Source organism: uncultured Tateyamaria sp. (genome assembly GCF_947503705.1).
Classification (GTDB): Bacteria; Pseudomonadota; Alphaproteobacteria; order Rhodobacterales; family Rhodobacteraceae; genus Tateyamaria.
On sequence record NZ_CANNES010000001.1, the window covers coordinates 789333 to 807500 of the forward strand.

Here is an 18168-nt window from a genome sequence, read left to right on the forward strand (position 1 = left end):
TCAACGAGGCCGCCATTGACCCTCACACACGTCTCTAACGGTATGTCCCGACGGGCGCCTAGGGCACCGCGTGCACTAAGCGGTGCGGCGTGGATGATCGCCGTGATCTGCCTGCTGCCGATGATCGCGGTGATACTGGCTGCATTGACTGGCGGCACAGACACAATTGTGTCTCTCGTCTCGACCGTGTTGGGCCGCTATGCGGTCAATACCGGGCTGTTGATTGTTTTGGTGTCCCTGGGGACCTTTTTGGTGGGCGTCGGCGCCGCTTGGCTGGTCACAATGACCCGCTTTCCCGGCGTTCGGTTTTTCGAGATCGCGCTGGTCCTCCCATTGGCCTTTCCGGCCTACGTGCTGGCCTACGCCTATACCAGCGTCCTTGATCATCCCGGCATCGTCCAATCGACTTTACGGTCGGTGATGGGGTGGGGCCCGCGCGACTATTGGTTCCCCGAAATTCGCAGCCTTGGTGGCGCCGCCCTAATGTTGGTCCTTGTGTTGTATCCTTATGTCTACCTGCTGGCGCGGGCCTCATTCCTGCAACAAAGCGGGTCGACGTTCATGGCCGCGCGTGCCCTGGGCGCACGACCCTTGTCCGCGTTCCTGACGGTAAGCCTGCCCCTAGCGCGTCCCGCCATTGCAGCTGGTGTCCTGCTTGCAGTGATGGAGACGATCGCAGATTTCGGCACTGTGGCCTATTTTGGGGTCCAGACCTTTGCGACCGGCATTTACACCAGTTGGTTCTCGCTTGGTGATCGGGCTGGGGCCGCGCAATTGGCTGTCTGTTTGCTTTGTTTTGCGCTGCTTCTTGCGGTGCTGGAGCGGGCACAACGCGGGCAGGCCAAATATCACGACCCTAGCCGTGGCCAAAAGCATCAGCCGCCCCTGCACCTCCAAGGCGCACAGGGGTGGATAGCGATGGTGTTGTGTGGGTTGCCCGTACTGCTAGGGGCGATCATTCCAATCATTGCGCTGATCAGCCTTGGCCTGGGGTCTGACCAGGACTTGCTGAGCGCGCGTTACCTCGGATTTGTCCGAAATTCTCTGGTGCTTGCCTCAACCGCGGCGGTGTTGACGGTGATTGCAGCCATTGGGCTGGGCTTTTACCAACGGATGCAGCCTGGGCGCCTTTCGTCCTCGGCCACCTATATTTCGCGGCTGGGCTATGCAGTGCCTGGGGGTGTGATCGCGGTGGGCCTAATGGTGCCCTTTGCGGCCTTCGACAACGCGCTTGACGCATGGATGCGGGCCACTTTTGACATCTCGACCGGGTTGCTTTTGACCGGCTCCATCTGGCTGTTGGTTTGTGCCTATATGGTCCGGTTCCTGGCAGCGGCCCTTGGGGCCTATGAAGGGGGGCAGGCCTTGGTTCATGCCAATATGGATGCGGCGAGCCGATCGTTGGGCAAGGGGCCTTTCGCGACGTTGCGCCGGGTCCATTTGCCGATCCTCACCCCCAGCCTGCTGACTGCCTTGTTGATCGTCTTTGTGGACGTGATGAAAGAATTACCCGCGACGCTGATCATGCGCCCCTTCAACTACGACACGTTGGCCGTTCAGGCGTATCGGTTGGCTTCGGACGAACGGTTGGAGGGGGCTGCTGTGCCCAGTCTGGTGATCGTTGCCGTGGGCCTTTTGCCTGTCATCCTGATCTGCCGCCAGGTCGGCCGCCGCTGAGGTGGATCAAGATCTGTCTTAAGAAGTACAGGCAGATGTCGCGATCACAGCCACACCATTTTGATCAAACGTTCCGGCGCTCGTCTGGCCCTCTGCGGTCAAAGTTACCTGTGCCCCCGCCACTTCGGAGCCTGAAACGGTAATCTGGCGATCGCTGGTGGTGTCGTCCAGGTCGATGGTGAAAGCCAGGGGCAGGTCTGGCGTCAGGGTGGGCAGGGTCAGTGTCAGAACCGTGTCGCCATCTCTGACTTGGGGCGTGTCATCGATGCCGTTCGGGGCTGACACCCATTCAAAGGGTTGGAACACTTCGACGCCTGCGCCCGTGCTGGTCGTGTCAAAGATAAGACCGGCCGGGGCCGTGCCGAGATTCAGAACCAGCGTCGCAGGGCCCATGGCGCATGGTGCGTTTTGGGTGATCGTAAACCGATCTTTAGGCGCGCCGTCGCGGAAGGTGACAGTAACGTCTGCACTTGCCGTCGTAACGGTCATGGTGGCGATGAGGGCGAGGGGGAAGCGCATAAAGATGTCCTTTTCCGGTTGAAAATGCACCTAGCGCTGTAAGTCCGAGGGGCAAGGCGCGCGGAGTGTCGCCTTGCCGCCAGGGCGCACCTGTTCGGTGCGCCACGCTTTGGGATCAGGTGTCGGCAGTGCCGATCTTGTCCTGGGTCTGCGTCTCGAAATCCGAGGCGTCGTGGCGTTCGTGCAGCTGCAATTCCGGTTCGCCAAAGGCACGGTTGACCATGCGCCCCCGTAGCGTTGCAGGACGTGCGTCAATCTTTTTCGCCCAGGCCATCACGTTGGTATAGCTTTCCACATCGAGGAACTCCGCCGCCGAGTAGAGGCGTCCCAGACACAACTGCCCATACCACGGCCAAATGGCCATATCAGCAATGGAATAGTCGTCGCCTGCGATGAACGGCTTGTTGGCAAGCTCCCGATCCAACACGTCCAACTGCCGCTTGCTCTCCATCGCGTAGCGGTTGATGGGGTATTCGTATTTCTCGGGCGCATAGGCGTAAAAGTGGCCAAAGCCGCCGCCAAGGAATGGAGCAGAGCCCATTTGCCACATCAGCCAGTTCAAAACCTCGGTCCGCGCAGGGCCGGAGGCAGGCAGGAACATCCCAAACTTTTCGGCGAGGTGGATCATCATAGACCCGGATTCAAAAACGCGCACCGGGGTGTCACCAGAATGATCCATGAGGGCCGGGATCTTGGAGTTCGGATTTACTTCGACGAAGCCCGACCCAAATTGATCGCCTTCGCCGATATTGATCAGCCAGGCATCATATTCTGCGCCGGAGTGCCCTGCTTCCAGCAACTCTTCCAACAACATGGTGACCTTGACCCCGTTGGGCGTGGCCAGCGAATAAAGTTGAAAGGGATGTTTGCCAACCGGCAGGTCTTTGTCCGCAGTGGGACCCGCAATGGGACGGTTGATCGAGGCGAATTTACCCCCCGATGCGCTGTCCCATGTCCATTTTGCGGGCGGTGTATAGGTGGGATCGCTCATGCTGCAGCCTTCCGTTCAATATGTTCTGTCGCAACCTAAGCCCTGTGCCGCGCCGGGCAAGGGCAGAGACTGTGCGCAGATGAAGAGGCGGCACGCAGCGCTAGAACCCTTTGAGGTTGGGCGGGTCATAAGCATTTTTGGCTTCCGCCCGCCGCTCTGACACGGATTCATGTATCTCAGAGCCGGGCGGAATATAGCGGTGCTGTCCCAGAGGTAGGTAATAGCCCAGAATATTCCATTGTTTGGGCCAGCGAGACCGACGTTTGAGGCGAGGAAACGCCTCTAGGATAAACCAACCTTTGATCATCTGGCTGTGCAGCGGCGCGTTTGGATCGGGCACCGAAATTTCAAGGTTCATCTTTTCAGTGATCTTGTCCTTTTTGCCCAGAACATAGCGATTATAGGTGATTTCACGAAAGGCGAGGCTGTCGACAGCCAGAGCGTCCAATTCCTGGCGCATCCAGTCCATGGTGATCTTGGACAGGCCCGCCTCCGCCTCGGGGATGGACCCTGCAACATCGGTGTGTGTGCCTGCGAACCAGACCTGTTTGACGTCTTGGGGCGGCGGGCTGTTCTTGGATTTGAAGCGGTTGCCATAATAGGTCTGGCCCGGTGTCCAGAACTGGTGGCGAAAGAACCGGCGCGTTTCGTCGATTGACAGAACGTGGCGGACCGATTCGACCGATGGGTTTTCGTCGACACTGGAATGGGTCGAAAACTCGACAATGGTTCCCCATTGCAGCTTGATCCGGATCATCGAACTGACGGTGTCCCACAGCCCCAAAAAGCGGATGGCCGGATGCCGCATCTGGAAGGCTTTTTCCAGCATCCGCAACTTGGCATGCTTCGTCCGCGGGTCGTCCTTGCGGATCTTGCGCCAGGCCCGAAAGGCAGGGGCGACAAGGTGAAACTCGCTGGGATGGACAAGACCAAAGTCATTGATGAATCCGGCCAGAACCCGGGCCGTGTAAGCACCGCGCGAATACCCAAAGAAGTAGAGCCTGTCGTCGTCCTGGTACTGGTTGCATAGAAACTCGTAGGCCCGCAGAACATTGGTTTCCAAGCCAAAGCCCGCGATCAGGCCGAGGATCTGTTTGGGCTTGGTCAGAAAGACCCGGGCAAAGGGATGCGTGTCGAGGGTGCCGACGCCCGGGTGATAAAACACGATCTGATCTTCGGACCGTTTGAGGCTTTTGTAGAGCCGCAAGACGTTTGATTCGTTGCTTTCAATTTCGTTGCCGGTGCCATCAAGGCAAACCACCAATTTGCGCGACATGGTTGAAACCCCTTGTCCTGACTTAAATGCAACAAGCTTACGCACTCAGGGCGGGAAGGCAATTTAAACCGGGGCGCGCGCGCAACTCATGGCTTGCTCACACGAGGGGGTGATCCACCGGCAAAGAAAAAGCCGCCCGGATTGGGGCGGCTTTCACATCGTCTCTTGCGTCTGGCTTAGCCTTGGCGGGCTTTGAACCGGCGCTGCGTCTTGTTGATGACGTATACGCGGCCTTTGCGACGCACAACACGGCAATCACGGTGCCGGTTTTTGAGCGAGCGGAGCGAGTTGCGAACCTTCATGGCGCTTCTTCCTCATGTTTCATGGCGCGAAGCAGCGCCGGGTTGCGTTTTGGCATTTTCATGCCGGTGTCGGGTGCGTTTGGGCCCTGTGGCCCGCCCGCGAAATCAGAATGGTGGGCGATACAAGGATCGAACTTGTGACCCCTTCGATGTCAACGAAGTGCTCTACCGCTGAGCTAATCGCCCACTCTGTCCCTGCGCATTTTTGCGGCCCACAATAAAAGCGGGCGCGGAAATCCGCGCCGGGTGAGCCGTGCTATAAAAGGAGTCGAAGTGAGTATCAAGGGCTTTTGGCTTTGTCTGTTCCTGCGCTATGTTAACGGCAAGAGGAGTGGTCATGCCCAAAGTCGCCTATGATGTATCGCACCCGGACAAACGCAGCAGCTGCGTTGTCTTTGCGTCGCCGCATTCGGGGCGCGATTATCCGTGGAGCTTTCTGCGTCGCACGATTTTGGATGAACGCACCATCCGGTCGTCAGAGGACGCTTTCGTCGACCAACTATTTGATATGGCGCCGCAATTCGGGGCGCCATTGCTGCGCGCCGGTGCGCCGCGCGCCTTTGTCGACCTGAACCGCAGCGCCGAAGAACTGGATCCCGCCGTTGTCGAGGGCGTGCGACGTCAGGGTCACAACCCCCGTATTTCCAGCGGTCTCGGCGTCATCCCCCGCGTGGTGGCCAACGGACGCCACATCTATCGCGGCAAGATCAGCCTGCAAGAGGCTGAGCGGAGGATTGAGCTTTATTGGGTGCCGTATCATCAGATGCTGCAAAAACTGCTGGACGGGGCACAGCAGCGTCATGGTCAAGCGGTGCTGATTGACTGCCACTCAATGCCGCATGAGGCGATGGACGGGATGGCGCGCAGCGGTGTGACTCGTCCGAACGTTGTACTGGGCGATCGGTTTGGTGCTGCGGCGGGTGGTGGCGTTGTGGATGCGGTTGAAGCGGCCTTTGCCGTCGCTGGGTTTAACGTTGTGCGGAATGCGCCGTTTGCCGGGGCCTACATTACCCAAGCCTATGGTCGCCCCTCGCGCAATCAGCACGCGGTACAGGTCGAGATTGACCGGTCATTGTATATGGATGAACGCACAATCCAGCCGCATTCGGGGTTCGAAGAGACGCGCGCGAGACTGCGCAGCGTCGTAGACGAAATATCTACCATCGGTCAGGTCCGCGTGCCTTTGGCAGCAGAGTAGTTGCGCTACCGCAGCGCCCGTCCCTTTAGAATTGCATCACTGCCAAAACGGTCGCGAATGGCGTCGGCGGCCCGTTCGGCCTGACCGCGTTTGCGCGCTCCGGGGTCAAGGAGGTCGCCGGATGCGCCCGCCTCATCCGCGCTGCGCAAATCGCTGATCCCGCAGCCGAGAAGGCGGTAAGGACCCTCGTCCCCCACCTGATCAAAGAGCCCCCGCGCCGTGCGATAAATCGTGTCGGCCAATTGTGCCGGATCGCGCAGCGACACACGCCGGGTCAGTGAGGAATGGTCGTGCCGCTTGAGCTTGAGTGTCACCACGCGCCCCGCCAGCCCTTTGGCTTTCGCGCGGTCCGATACTTTTTCCGCCATCCGCCAAAGGTGGCCATCTAGGATATCGGGGTCGTTGGTGTCCTCGCCAAAAGTCGTTTCATTGCTGATGGATTTCATCGGTGCGTCGCGCGACACGCGGCGTTTGTCTTGCCCTCGCGCCAGATGCCAAAGCCTGTCGCCCATCGCACCATAGCGGGCCACCAGATCGGTCCGCTCCCAGCGTAGAAGGTCCGTAAAGGTCCGAATGCCCGCCTTTTCAAGCGACGCCTGCGCCGCAGGGCCAATCCCCCAGATCAGCCGCACGGATTTGTTGCGCAGAAAATCACCGGTTTCCGCAGCGCCAATCACAGAAAAGCCACGCGGCTTTTCGAGGTCAGAGGCAACTTTGGCCAGAAACTTGTTGTGGCTCAGGCCGATGGACCCGGTCAGCCCCAATTTGTCTCGCATTCGTTTGATCAACCGCGCCAGCATCACAGCGGGGGGGTGGCCATGCAGACGCGCGGTGCCTGTGAGATCCAGAAACGCCTCATCCAGTGACAAGGGTTCGATGGCGGGCGTCAATTCTTCCATCATGGTTCGAATCGCGCGGGAGGCTTGGACATAGGCATCCATTCGGGGCTTGATGATCACCGCGTCGGGGCAGAGTTTGAGGGCTTGAAACATCGGCATGGCCGAGCGCACTCCGCGAATGCGCGCCACATAGCAGGCGGTCGAGACCACGCCGCGCCGCCCGCCGCCAATAATCACCGGTTTGCCCTCAAGGCTGGGGTCATCGCGTTTTTCGACCGAGGCATAGAAAGCATCGCAATCCATATGCGCAATGGACAAGTCAAAGAGTTCCGGATGGCTAAGCGTGCGTGGGCTGCCGCAAGCCGGACAGCGCTGTCCGGCATCAAATTCGGTAAGACAATCGCGACAGAGACTGGGCATGGTGCGGCTTCGTGATTACGTGTGAGAGTGTAGCGGAACGGGCGAGGAATGAACATGGGCGCGGATTGGATGGGCGCGAAATTGGCGCTGTTTGTGGGCGAGCCTCTGGTGGTGATTGAACGCGATGATTTCCCCGGTCTGACCTGGCCCGGCGCTTGGGACATGCCCGGCGGCGGGCGCGAGCCGGGTGAAACGCCTCTGGGCTGTGCGTTGCGCGAAACCCGCGAAGAGCTGTCCTTGGTCGTACCGCCTGAGGCAGTGACCTGGGGGCGCGCTTATGAAAACTCGATTGGTCGGGTGGTCTGGTTTTTTGCTGCCCGACTGCCTGCTGCGCGCGGTGAGGACATCGTTTTGGGCGATGAAGGCCAGCAATGGGCCTATATGGACGCTTCCGATTTCCTGAGCCATCCCAAGGCGGTGCACCCGTTCAAACCCCGCCTGAGCGATTATCTGAGTGGTGCACCAAGCGCATCATTTTCCAAGGATTTGGCCTGAGAAGGCCCCCCGCGCGTGTGCGGGGGGAGGTGACGAACCGCAGGAAGAGCCGGCCCGTCGGGGAGTATCACCTGACCCTACGTTAACACCCGCATATGCATTCACCTAGTCAGGAATTCCTGACCTGACAATATCAGGTGGCATGTTGCGCTGAGGGCACAACCTATAGAGGCAAAGATCAGCGGTTTGGGCTACGTGCCTGTGGGCTGGCCATCTCTGCGAGGATGGTGTCAGCCGCTTGCCGCGGGTCTGCTGCCGTCCAGACGGGTCGGCCTACCACGATATGATCGGCCCCATCTGCAATGGCACTGGCCGGGGTGGCCACCCGTTTCTGATCGCCCAGATCGGCCCCTGCGGGACGTACGCCCGGGGTCACGATCAGGCGTCCATTGGCTGCGGGCAAGGCGCGGATCAATCTGGCCTCTTGAGGCGAGGCGATGACACCGTCGGCCCCAGCCTCAAATGCGCGGGCGGCACGGGTCTGCACCAGATCGGGAATGTCACCGGGTTGGATCAGGCTTGCGTCCAGGTCGGCCCGATCCAGCGAAGTCAGGATGGTCACGGCGAGGATCTTCATGTTGCTGTCTGCCGCGCCTTCCTTGGCGGCGCGGACAACGTGGGGGTCGCCATGGACAGTCAGGAAATCAAGGTCAAACTGGGCTAGGCCTCGAACCGCAGCCTCGACTGTCGCGCCAATGTCAAAGAGCTTCATGTCGAGGAAAATACGCTTCCCATGCTCCTGCTTGAGTTCATTGGCCAGTGCCAGACCGCCACCGGTGAGCATACCGAGGCCAATTTTGTAAAAGCTGACGCTGTCGCCCAGTTTTTGCGCCAAATCCAGGCCTGCAATGGCGTTCGGCACATCTAGCGCTACGATCAATCTGTCATCTGCCATAGCGTTTGTCCCTTTTGACCCGCGTTTGAGCGGTCATAGGCAGGTGGGGCATCAAAGTCTATCGGACAAAAAAGGCCCGGATGCCGTTGCGACATCCGGGCAGTGATCAGAGACCTAGCAGGCAGGCAGCTTGTCTCTGTACCTCAGCGCCCGCGATGTCATATGCGGGGACAGAATGCACAGATCCTGGGGCGCGGAGAATTCTGGGGCTATGCCGCCCGGGCTGTCAGCGTGGCAAAGCGATCAATGGTCATGCGACGCAATCCCGTAGCCATCCGGCCGGCGCGCTGAGGCACAGCGGCGGCGGGCATGTGGGTTGCATCGGCGCGGCCACGAGTATGGCGGCGCATGGCTTGTATGGCCAAACCTCGTGCGGCGTTCTCGAACGTCATGTCGATAGGAGCGTCGATAGCGCAGGCATAGCTGCGTGTATTGTGGCTGTCGTGTACCGTCACGAGGGCCTCAAAGGATTGGGTTGCCGCGTTGTAAATCACATCACTCAGTTGCAATGGAACGGTCTGCATCTTGTACACCTGTATCTTGTTGTTCTTGCTCTATTAACAACAAGATGGGGATAAAGTTCCGGTTTGCAGGGGGAATCGGGATGAATTTCGCTCACGATTCTGTCAGTTTGACCAATTTTCGGGAACTGCTTCCATTAACCTATTGTTAACGATGGAAAATTTCCTGTGGATAAAAATGTGGATAACTTGCCGTACTATTCTATTTTTTGATGTATTCTGCGATGTGGTCACTGCACCAATGCATCCTCCGCAAACATGAACCAACGCCATGCGCTCTGGGCTCACTTGCGCATTGAACTTGAAATTCGACTGGAAAAATACCCTGTTGCTCTTGTGCAACGCCCCCGTCTTCCCCATCTTTTACGCGTAGGCCCGAACGCCTTGCGTGCCTCTGAGAGGGCGCAACATAACCGGGCGCTGTGAAAAGGAGAGAGACCCATGGACTTGTCGAAGTTCACGGAGCGTTCGCGTGGTTTCGTGCAAGCGGCGCAGACCATTGCAACCCGCGAAAACCACCAACGTTTGACCCCCGACCACATCCTCAAGGCATTGATGGATGACGATCAGGGCCTTGCCAGCAATCTGATTACAGCCGCAGGCGGCGATGCCGCGCGCGTGCTGTCTCATGTCGACCAGACCCTCGCCAAACTGCCCAAGGTTACTGGAGATGCGGCCCAGGTCTATCTGGATCAGTCCACGGCCAAGGTCCTGACCGAGGCTGAGGCTTTGGCCAAAAAGGCAGGCGACAGCTTTGTCCCGGTTGAGCGTGTTTTGATGGCGCTTGGCATGGTGAAATCCGGTGCCCGCGACGCGCTGGAGGCGGGCAAAGTCACGCCCCAAGGGCTGAACACGGCCATTAATGACATTCGCAAGGGCCGCACGGCTGATACAGCGAGTGCCGAAGATGGCTATGACGCGCTGAAGAAATATGCCGACGACCTCACGCAACGGGCCGAAGAAGGCAAGATCGACCCCATCATTGGCCGCGATGAGGAAATTCGCCGCGCCATGCAGGTGCTGAGCCGCAGGACCAAGAATAACCCGGTTTTGATCGGGGAGCCTGGCGTGGGTAAAACCGCGATTGCCGAGGGTCTGGCCCTGCGTATCGTGAATGGTGATGTGCCGGAATCCTTGCGCAACAAGCGCTTGATGGCGTTGGACATGGGAGCCCTGATCGCCGGTGCGAAATATCGCGGTGAGTTTGAGGAGCGGTTGAAGGCCGTTCTGACCGAAGTGACCCAAGCCGCGGGTGAGATCATTCTGTTCATCGACGAAATGCACACCCTAGTGGGTGCGGGCGCCTCTGAAGGCGCGATGGATGCGGCCAACCTGATCAAACCTGCCCTGGCGCGCGGTGAATTGCACTGTGTCGGGGCCACGACGCTGAACGAGTACCGCAAGTATGTGGAAAAGGACGCGGCCTTGGCCCGTCGGTTCCAGCCTGTTGTGGTGGATGAACCTACGGTCGAAGACACCGTCAGCATCTTGCGCGGTATCAAGGAAAAGTACGAACTCCACCACGGGGTGCGTATTTCCGACAGTGCCTTGGTGACGGCCGCGACCCTCAGCCACCGCTACATCACGGATCGTTTTTTGCCGGACAAGGCCATCGACCTCATGGACGAGGCGGCAAGCCGTCTGCGCATGGAAGTTGACAGCAAGCCCGAAGAACTAGACGCGCTGGACCGGCAGATCCTGCAAATGCAGATCGAAGTCGAAGCGCTGCGCCTCGAGGATGATCAAGCCTCAAAAGACCGGTTGGAGACTTTGGAAAAGGATCTGGCGGACGTTCAGGAGCGCAGCTCGGAAATGACCGCCCAATGGCAGGGCGAGCGGGACAAGCTGGCTTCGGCCCGTGATATCAAAGAGCAGTTGGATCAGGCCCGCGCGACACTTGAGATCGCCAAGCGCGAGGGCAACCTCGCCAAGGCGGGCGAGTTGTCTTATGGCGTAATCCCCGAGCTTGAGCGCAAGCTGGGCGAGGCCGAAGGTGCGGAAACCGACGCGATGGTCGCCGAGGCGGTGCGCCCTGAGCAGATCGCGAGCGTCGTCGAGCGGTGGACCGGTATTCCGATGTCAAAAATGCTCGAAGGCGAACGTGACAAGCTCTTGCGCATGGAAGAGCAGTTGCACACCCGTGTTATCGGTCAAGACACCGCTGTGCGTTCTGTCGCCAATGCGGTGCGCCGTGCCCGTGCGGGCCTGAACGACGAAAACCGTCCGCTGGGGTCGTTCCTGTTCCTTGGCCCCACCGGTGTGGGTAAGACGGAGTTGACCAAGGCGCTGGCCGAGTTCCTCTTTGACGACGATGGGGCCATGGTCCGAATTGATATGTCCGAGTTCATGGAGAAGCATTCGGTAGCCCGTCTGATCGGGGCCCCTCCGGGTTATGTCGGATATGACGAGGGCGGTGTTTTGACCGAAGCGGTGAGGCGCAGGCCCTATCAGGTAGTTCTGTTTGACGAGGTCGAAAAGGCGCACCCGGATGTGTTCAACGTTCTGTTGCAAGTGCTGGATGACGGGGTGCTGACCGATGGTCAGGGTCGCACGGCGGACTTTAAGCAGACCCTGATCATCCTGACGTCGAACCTTGGGGCGCAAGCGCTCAGCCAACTGCCTGACGGGGCGGACCCAAGCGGTGCGCGGCGCGATGTCATGGACGCAGTGCGCGCTCATTTCCGGCCCGAGTTCCTGAACCGGTTGGACGAGACCATTATCTTTGACCGGCTGGCCCGCGAGGATATGGATGGCATTGTCGATATCCAGATGTCGCGCCTGCTCAAACGTCTGGCTGCGCGCAAGATCGACGTGTCGTTGGATGAAGGGGCACGGAAGTGGCTTGCGAATGAGGGCTATGACCCCGTCTTTGGCGCGCGCCCGTTGAAACGTGTGATCCAGAGCGCCTTGCAGAACCCGCTGGCCGAGATGCTGTTGGCGGGCGATGTACGGGACGGTGACACGATCGAGGTGACTGCCGGAGCCGAAGGGTTGATCATCGGGGATACGGTGGCTGCCACCAACAGACCCCGCCCGGATGATGCGGTCGTCCACTAAACCTGGAAGATGCAAACGCAAAGGCCCGCAGCGATGCGGGCCTTTCGTCGTCTCAGGGACCTGTGATCAGAATATGAAGTCTGACGCGTCTAGTTCGGCCACAGTCATGTTGTGCAGCGTGACCTCATCCGGGCCGCCTGCGTCGATGATGACGCTTGTGCCGCTTTGGTAGATGATGAGGTCGAACATATCGCTGACCCCGTTGTGACCCGAGTAGTCGAGCACATCGATACCGTCCTCGAAATCCTTGATCGTGTCGCTGTGCGCCCCGTTGTTAAAGACAAAGCTGTCTGCGCCAGTGCCGCCAACCATGATGTCTTTGCCGGAACCGCCTTTGATCTCGTCGTCGCCTTCGCCGCCCCAGATCTTGTCGTTGCCATCGCCACCGTTCAGCGTGTCGTTGCCTCCATCGCCATAGATCCGGTCATTGTGGCCGCCGCCGTTGATCATGTCGTTGCCCGAGCCGCCGAACAGGACGTCGTTGCCGGTGTCGCCGTTTAGGACATCATGCCCTGCTCCCCCGGATACCTTGTCCTTGCCTGAGCCACCCGACAGTTGATCGTCGCCGCCCATGCCATTCAAATGGTCGTCGCCGTGGCCGCCAGACATGACGTCGACACCGCTTTGACCGTTGGTCTTGTCATTGCCCGTACTGCCCGTCATCACATTGTCAGCCAGAACAAAGTCGTCATTGGTCAAATCCTGGGCGAACACGCCGTTCAGTGTGAGCGTGTTACCGTCGCCAAAGTCGATCAGCGCGCCATCTGGCGTGTCGATGATCGTCATGTTCTCGATGGCTGAAATGCCCAAGGCTTGAACGTCGATTGTGTCCTGACCGGTAGTGAAGTCGGTGATCGTGTCCATGCCGCTGTTGGCCTCAATGACAAAGATGTCGTTGCCCAAGCCACCTGTCAGAACGTCATCACCGACGGTGCTGCTCAACGTGTCATTGCCTTCTGTACCTTCAATCGCTTGACCCATGTTGCCGTCAAAGTTGGGTTCTTCGGGGGGCGTGACCACCTGGGCGACGACACCATCAACACCAAAGGTGTAATCAAAGGGTGTTTGATAATTCGAGGTGATTTGAAACCGAAAATCGCCTTCCACCAAAGGTATGAATTGGAAGGTAATCGTGGTGTCGCTCAGTGTAGCCGGTGAAAGCATCCAGCTGCCCGACATCTGATTGCTGTGTTGGAGCAGGGTGCCGTTCATCATGGGCAGGTTAGAATTCAAAGCACTTGTGTCATCGTACAGCGTGAAGTGCAGCAGGTTGGGGATTGTCGATAATTCGAGAGTGATTGTGTAGAGTTCGCCGACAACCACGTTGTCGACGGAGATGATGTCGCTGTTATCATCCCCGGAAATATTGCCCGTGAACGTATCGCCTGCCTGTATGGTGCCGGGTTGGTCGCCGACTTCGGTATAATTTGTCATGTATCTGCCCTAAATTTTTTCTTCCCAAACGCCACGCCCCTCCCGTTTCCAGGTCTGGGAAGTTTTGCGTCCGAAGTGTGTTAACGGCGGATTAAGGCAGTCTTTTGAGTAAAAAGGGAATTGATTGAGACCAATGGATGTTTGCGCGCCTTGGTTCGCGCCCAATGTGGCAAGTCAAAGGCAATGGATGTCGCCACGAAAAAGGGCGCCTGCGAAAGGCGCCCTTTTGTCACTGTATATAGTATGACGCAGCTTAGCCCACGACAAAGATATCGCCGAGGTCGAAGTCGCTGTTGCTCAGATCACCCAGATCAATGTCAACCAGACGGATGCTATCGCGGTCGCTGAAGGTGATCAGAACGTCATCACCGTCCTGAACCATGTTGAGGTCCGAGATATCAGTATAGCCGTAGGCGTCGATCTGGATGATATCCTCGCCGATGGTGAAATCGGTGATGGTGTCGGCCCGTGTCCGATCATCGGCAAAGACAAAGACATCATTGCCGGCACCGCCGGTCAATTCGTCATCACCCCAGCCGCCTTCGATGGTGTCATTGCCGGTGCCGCCGTCGATCTTGTCTTTGCCTGCGCCGCCGGAAATGTCGTCCGCACCTGCGCCGCCCCAGATCTTGTCGTTGCCATTGGCCCCCAGCAGGGTGTCATTGCCATCTTCGCCATAGATACGGTCATTGGCGTTCTGGCCATTGATCAGATCACTGCCTTTGCCACCCTTGATCACGTCATTGCCGGCGCCGCCGTCGATCGTGTCATTGCCATTGCCACCAAACAGCCGGTCCGCGCCAGAGCCGCCGTCGATCTCGTCATTGCCTGTCCCGCCATCCAGCGTGTCGATGCCGGTGCCGCCATTGATCGTGTCGTTGCCGCCCATGCCCTTGATGTTGTCGCTGCCATCGCTGGCGGCAAAAAACTCGGCGATCTCGGTGGCTGTGATGTTATCGCCGCCTTCGGTCACGGCGATCACGGGGGGATCAATCAGGATCAGGTCGTCATTGCTGAGGTCCCCAACCGAGAGGCCCGACAGTTCGATATAATTGCCATCACCGGTGTTGATCCGAATACCGGTGCCCGCGGCCTGAATGGTCAGCAGCGAAATGTCCCAGATGTTCAGCCCGGTCAGGTCCAGCTTGTCCTCGCCGACGGTAAAGTCGGTGATGATGTCGCGCCCGTCGCCATTGCCGATACGGAACACGTCCGCACCCAGGCCGCCGGTCATCTCGTCGTCATCTTTGCCGCCATCCAGCGTGTCGTCATCGGCACCACCGTTCAGCGTGTCATTGCCGCTGCCGCCAAGAAGCGTGTCATTGCCATCCTGGCCGATCAATTCGTCTTCCTTGTTGCCGCCGTTTAGCAGATCTGAGCCACCCGCGCCTGTCAGCACATCGCGGCCATTGCCACCCAGGATCGTGTCGTCGCCGAGGTCACCGTTGATGGTGTCGTTGCCATTGCCACCGTCAATTTCGTCATTGCCCATGCCGCCGGTGACGCTGTCAGATCCACCAAGTGCCAAAAACGTATCGTTGCCGCCCATAAGACTGATCTGTTCGGAGGTGTCTGAGCCCACGATGAAATCGTCTCCATTGCTGGGATCAGGATAAGTGATCGCGGTCAGCGTGGCGGTATAGTCGACGGGCGTATTTGCGGCAAAGCCCAAGCTGATCGTTTCAGTCGCCGTCGCCGTAAATGTCAGCGTCAGCGTGAATGCACCCGGGCTGGTTTCTGTTGCCACTGTTGTTCCTGGAACGCCAAAGCCAAATGCGGATGTGGCCGAAGTCCCCGTGGCTGTGAAGGTATAAGTCACCCCGGCAATCACGTTGATCAACGCCTCATCGGCAACGTCGAGCACTGATGGAAAGGTCTCGCCAACTGTGCCGACCAGTTGGTCGCCAAGAGAAAGATCAATCGGCCCTGCGCCGTTGAAGTCGTCTTGGTATGTGGTGGCTGTGGATGAAACGGATTCAATGAATGTGGTCGGCATCTAATCTTCCCCAAGTGGTAACGCGGCAGTCGATCCAAGCTGGCAGGCTCGGCACCCGAGAGGTTTTATCATGCGAGGGACGACCGAAGCCGAAATTCGTCCGAAATGGGTCAGATTTGTGTCAAATACACGCGACGCGTGAGATTTGAGTTGCTGAACCCGCGACAATGCGGGTTCAGCAGGTGGATTTGTATGTGATCAGAGCGGTTTAGCCCTCGGCAGGCAGAATCACCTGGTCGATCACATGGATCACGCCGTTGGATGTTTCGACGTCTGCGGCGACCACGGACGCGTCGTTGATTTTGACCCCATCGCTCAGGTCAACGGTCAGATCGCCGCCTTGCACCGTTGTGGCGGTCATGCCGTCGCTCAGATCCGTCGACATCACTTTGCCAGGGACCACGTGGTAGGTCAGGATCGCCGTCAGAGTCGGGATATCTTCCAGCAGCGCCTCGACGGTGCCTTCGGGCAGGGCGGCAAATGCTTCATCTGTGGGGGCGAAGACGGTGAACGGGCCATCGCCTTTCAGCGTATCCACGAGGCCCGCTGCGCTCACGGCGGCCACAAGCGTTTCGAACGTACCTGCCTCAACGGCGGTGTCCACGATGTCTTTCTTGCCATAGGAACCTGCAAACGCGGTGCCTGCAACGGCGAGTGCGGCGGCGGTCATTACAAAAGTTCTGCGGATCATGGTTAGTCTCCTGTCGATTAAGTGAAGCCGTGCGGCGTGCACGATTGTGAGGGAAACGCAGCAAAAACCGCATCGGATCACTGGGGATTTTTGCCGACGCGATTTGACCGAAACGGGTCGCGCCCTAAGCGTTGGTTTCGCGCAATTTCCAGTCACAAACTTGTTAGTGCAGGGCTGTGATCATTGCCGACTTGCGCCCGCTCGCTTGGCTTTGCACAGTGACGCGATACAGTTGATCAAAGGAATACCTGATGGGTTTTGCCGCCGCCGTTATCGAGATCATGGCTCTTAGCTTTGCCGCCATGATCGGTGTGGCACTGGCAGTGGTGGCCGTGATCTTTGTGATCGACAGATCGCAGACCAGCGACGCGATCCGCCGCAATTATCCGGTCATCGGCCGGTTTCGCAAATTGTTCTCAAGCCTCGGCGAGTTCTTTCGACAGTATTTCTTTGCGATGGACCGTGAGGAGCTGCCGTTTAACCGAGCGCAGCGCGAGTGGATTCACCGAGCGGGTGAGGGTCATGGCAATACCGTCGCCTTTGGTTCGACCCGCAACCTGGGTGTCGTTGGCACGCCGATTTTTGTGAACGCGGCCTTCCCGCCCCTCGAAACCCAATTTGCCAAGACCGAGCCAATGGTCATCGGGGCCGGTGCCCGCACACCTTATACAGCGCAGTCCTTTTTCAACATTTCCGGTATGAGCTATGGCGCGATATCCAAACCTGCTGTCCAGGCCCTCAGCCGCGGTGCAAAAGAGGCGGGCATTTGGTTGAACACGGGCGAGGGGGGGCTCAGCCCTTTTCATCTGGAAGGTGGGGCTGACATCGTTTTTCAGATAGGGACGGCCAAATTCGGTGTCCGCAACGAGGACGACACCTTGTCAGAGGACAAGCTGCGCGAGGTCGCGGCTCACGACACTGTGCGCATGTTCGAGATTAAGCTGGCCCAAGGGGCCAAACCCGGGAAGGGCGGTATCCTGCCCGGAGCCAAAGTCACGTCAGAGATTGCCAAGATCCGGGGCCTCAAGGTCGGGCAAGACGGCATTTCGCCCAATCGCCATGCGGAAGTGGACGATTGGGATGACCTGCTCGACTTTATTGACCACATTCGCGAGGTCACTGGAAAGCCGGTTGGTATCAAGACAGTCGTGGGCGCCGAAGGGCCGATCCGCGATCTGTTTGAAACAATTGCGGCCCGCGGGGCGGACAGTGCGCCCGACTTTATTACCGTGGACGGTGGCGAAGGCGGCACCGGCGCGGCCCCGATGCCCTTGATCGATCTCGTTGGCATGTCCATCCGTGAGGCGTTGATCACCGTCGTGGATCAACGCGATCGTGTGGGCCTGAAAGACCGCATTCGTATCGTGGCCTCGGGCAAGTTGGTCAATCCGGGCGACATCGCCTGGGCGCTTGCGGCGGGGGCGGATTTCGTGACCTCGGCGCGTGGGTTCATGTTCAGCCTGGGCTGTATTCAGGCGTTGAAGTGCAACAAGAACACATGCCCGACTGGAATCACCACCCATGACAAACGGTTTCAGGCAGGCTTGGTGGTTGAGGACAAATATATACGCGTGGCCCGTTATGCGCGCGACATCACCAAAGAGGTCGAGACCATCGCTCATTCTGTGGGTGTAGGGGAGCCGCGCCTGATGCGCCGACGCCATGTGCGGATCGTGCAGGATAATGGCAGATCGTTGCCCCTGAACGAGATCACCCCGAGTTACAATAACCTGACAAGCCCGTGAGGGGGGATAACCTGCGCGCCAAGATGTGCCATGTATAGTGCAACAAGGTTAAACCCGTAGGAGACGGCCCACATGGCTTTTCGCTGGAACAACACACTGACCCGCGCCGATG

Annotated in this window: 16 protein-coding genes and 1 tRNA gene (1 of these 17 cut by a window edge); 6 read left to right on the forward strand and 11 right to left on the reverse strand. The window is 58.7% G+C overall.

Translation table 11 applies throughout. The features are described 5' to 3' along the window. Window positions 1-93 precede the first annotated feature (93 nt). Window positions 94-1677: an iron ABC transporter permease gene (locus Q1A44_RS03920; protein WP_299619966.1), complete on the forward strand. Its 1584-nt coding sequence runs from the start codon at window positions 94-96 to the stop codon at window positions 1675-1677. 18 nt (window positions 1678-1695) lie between these two features. On the opposite strand, the gene Q1A44_RS03925 is transcribed toward Q1A44_RS03920, so the two are convergent. The 5 genes from Q1A44_RS03925 to Q1A44_RS03945 form a co-directional block, all read right to left on the reverse strand. Continuing rightward, a complete protein-coding gene (locus Q1A44_RS03925) occupies window positions 1696-2196 on the reverse strand; it encodes an aggregation factor core protein MAFp3, isoform C (protein ID WP_299619969.1) in 501 nt (166 codons plus the stop codon). Between the two features lie 115 nt (window positions 2197-2311). Continuing rightward, window positions 2312-3187 (reverse strand): glutathione-dependent disulfide-bond oxidoreductase, encoded by an 876-nt coding sequence (gene yghU / locus Q1A44_RS03930; protein WP_299619972.1) that lies wholly within the window; start codon window positions 3185-3187, stop codon window positions 2312-2314. A 100-nt stretch (window positions 3188-3287) separates the two neighbouring features. Continuing rightward, entirely contained in the window at window positions 3288-4463 is a 1176-nt protein-coding gene (locus Q1A44_RS03935; protein WP_299619975.1) for a DUF2235 domain-containing protein, read from the reverse strand. Window positions 4464-4639: 176 nt separating this feature from the next. Continuing rightward, window positions 4640-4765, reverse strand: a complete 126-nt coding sequence (gene ykgO, locus Q1A44_RS03940; protein WP_005850168.1) for a type B 50S ribosomal protein L36 — start codon at window positions 4763-4765, stop codon at window positions 4640-4642. A gap of 111 nt (window positions 4766-4876) precedes the next feature. Further along, a tRNA-Val gene (locus Q1A44_RS03945) sits at window positions 4877-4951 on the reverse strand. A 151-nt stretch (window positions 4952-5102) separates the two neighbouring features. On the opposite strand from Q1A44_RS03945, the gene Q1A44_RS03950 reads away from it, so the two are divergent. Next, window positions 5103-5963, forward strand: coding sequence for an N-formylglutamate amidohydrolase (locus Q1A44_RS03950; RefSeq protein ID WP_299619978.1), 861 nt, complete (start codon window positions 5103-5105; stop codon window positions 5961-5963). Window positions 5964-5968: 5 nt separating this feature from the next. Here Q1A44_RS03950 and Q1A44_RS03955 read toward each other — a convergent pair whose 3' ends face one another. After that, the gene (locus Q1A44_RS03955) at window positions 5969-7222 is read right to left on the reverse strand and encodes a DNA polymerase IV (protein ID WP_299619981.1); all 1254 of its coding nucleotides are present in this window, start codon (window positions 7220-7222) and stop codon (window positions 5969-5971) included. A 54-nt stretch (window positions 7223-7276) separates the two neighbouring features. Between Q1A44_RS03955 and Q1A44_RS03960 the strand changes: the two genes are divergently transcribed. After that, window positions 7277-7717 carry an NUDIX hydrolase gene (locus Q1A44_RS03960; RefSeq protein ID WP_299619984.1) on the forward strand — a complete coding sequence of 147 codons (441 nt, stop codon included), beginning with the start codon at window positions 7277-7279 and terminating at the stop codon, window positions 7715-7717. A 178-nt stretch (window positions 7718-7895) separates the two neighbouring features. Here the strand turns inward: Q1A44_RS03960 and pyrF are convergent, their stop codons facing one another. Continuing rightward, window positions 7896-8612: an orotidine-5'-phosphate decarboxylase gene (gene pyrF, locus Q1A44_RS03965; protein WP_299619987.1), complete on the reverse strand. Its 717-nt coding sequence runs from the start codon at window positions 8610-8612 to the stop codon at window positions 7896-7898. A gap of 209 nt (window positions 8613-8821) precedes the next feature. Then, a complete protein-coding gene (locus Q1A44_RS03970) occupies window positions 8822-9136 on the reverse strand; it encodes an orotidine 5-phosphate decarboxylase (protein WP_299619990.1) in 315 nt (104 codons plus the stop codon). Window positions 9137-9574: 438 nt separating this feature from the next. On the opposite strand from Q1A44_RS03970, the gene clpB reads away from it, so the two are divergent. After that, a complete protein-coding gene (clpB, locus tag Q1A44_RS03975) occupies window positions 9575-12190 on the forward strand; it encodes an ATP-dependent chaperone ClpB (protein ID WP_299619993.1) in 2616 nt (871 codons plus the stop codon). Between the two features lie 66 nt (window positions 12191-12256). Here the strand turns inward: clpB and Q1A44_RS03980 are convergent, their stop codons facing one another. The 3 genes from Q1A44_RS03980 to Q1A44_RS03990 all read right to left on the reverse strand — a co-directional run bounded on the left by Q1A44_RS03980 (window position 12257) and on the right by Q1A44_RS03990 (window position 16311). Continuing rightward, window positions 12257-13624 (reverse strand): calcium-binding protein, encoded by a 1368-nt coding sequence (locus tag Q1A44_RS03980; protein ID WP_299619996.1) that lies wholly within the window; start codon window positions 13622-13624, stop codon window positions 12257-12259. A gap of 253 nt (window positions 13625-13877) precedes the next feature. Then, window positions 13878-15620, reverse strand: coding sequence for a calcium-binding protein (locus Q1A44_RS03985; RefSeq protein ID WP_299619999.1), 1743 nt, complete (start codon window positions 15618-15620; stop codon window positions 13878-13880). 208 nt (window positions 15621-15828) lie between these two features. Further along, complete coding sequence (locus Q1A44_RS03990; RefSeq protein ID WP_299620002.1) at window positions 15829-16311, reverse strand: fasciclin domain-containing protein; 483 nt, start codon at window positions 16309-16311, stop codon at window positions 15829-15831. 251 nt (window positions 16312-16562) lie between these two features. Here Q1A44_RS03990 and Q1A44_RS03995 point away from each other — a divergent pair, with 251 nt between their 5' ends. Both Q1A44_RS03995 and msrP read left to right on the forward strand, forming a co-directional pair. Further along, window positions 16563-18056: an FMN-binding glutamate synthase family protein gene (locus tag Q1A44_RS03995; protein ID WP_299620005.1), complete on the forward strand. Its 1494-nt coding sequence runs from the start codon at window positions 16563-16565 to the stop codon at window positions 18054-18056. Between the two features lie 72 nt (window positions 18057-18128). Further along, window positions 18129-18168, forward strand: the start of a protein-coding gene (gene msrP, locus Q1A44_RS04000; RefSeq protein ID WP_299620009.1) for a protein-methionine-sulfoxide reductase catalytic subunit MsrP. The gene runs 866 nt beyond the window's last position; only the first 40 of its 906 coding nucleotides appear in the window; its start codon is at window positions 18129-18131; its stop codon lies beyond the right edge, outside the window.

Coding starts and splice junctions, on each gene's coding strand:
- Q1A44_RS03920 (WP_299619966.1), top strand. CDS start 94: ATGATCGCCGTGATCTGCCTGCTGCCGATGATCGCGGTGATACTGGCT.
- Q1A44_RS03925 (WP_299619969.1), bottom strand. CDS start 2,196: ATGCGCTTCCCCCTCGCCCTCATCGCCACCATGACCGTTACGACGGCA.
- yghU (WP_299619972.1), bottom strand. CDS start 3,187: ATGAGCGATCCCACCTATACACCGCCCGCAAAATGGACATGGGACAGC.
- Q1A44_RS03935 (WP_299619975.1), bottom strand. CDS start 4,463: ATGTCGCGCAAATTGGTGGTTTGCCTTGATGGCACCGGCAACGAAATT.
- ykgO (WP_005850168.1), bottom strand. CDS start 4,765: ATGAAGGTTCGCAACTCGCTCCGCTCGCTCAAAAACCGGCACCGTGAT.
- Q1A44_RS03950 (WP_299619978.1), top strand. CDS start 5,103: ATGCCCAAAGTCGCCTATGATGTATCGCACCCGGACAAACGCAGCAGC.
- Q1A44_RS03955 (WP_299619981.1), bottom strand. CDS start 7,222: ATGCCCAGTCTCTGTCGCGATTGTCTTACCGAATTTGATGCCGGACAG.
- Q1A44_RS03960 (WP_299619984.1), top strand. CDS start 7,277: ATGGGCGCGGATTGGATGGGCGCGAAATTGGCGCTGTTTGTGGGCGAG.
- pyrF (WP_299619987.1), bottom strand. CDS start 8,612: ATGGCAGATGACAGATTGATCGTAGCGCTAGATGTGCCGAACGCCATT.
- Q1A44_RS03970 (WP_299619990.1), bottom strand. CDS start 9,136: ATGCAGACCGTTCCATTGCAACTGAGTGATGTGATTTACAACGCGGCA.
- clpB (WP_299619993.1), top strand. CDS start 9,575: ATGGACTTGTCGAAGTTCACGGAGCGTTCGCGTGGTTTCGTGCAAGCG.
- Q1A44_RS03980 (WP_299619996.1), bottom strand. CDS start 13,624: ATGACAAATTATACCGAAGTCGGCGACCAACCCGGCACCATACAGGCA.
- Q1A44_RS03985 (WP_299619999.1), bottom strand. CDS start 15,620: ATGCCGACCACATTCATTGAATCCGTTTCATCCACAGCCACCACATAC.
- Q1A44_RS03990 (WP_299620002.1), bottom strand. CDS start 16,311: ATGATCCGCAGAACTTTTGTAATGACCGCCGCCGCACTCGCCGTTGCA.
- Q1A44_RS03995 (WP_299620005.1), top strand. CDS start 16,563: ATGGGTTTTGCCGCCGCCGTTATCGAGATCATGGCTCTTAGCTTTGCC.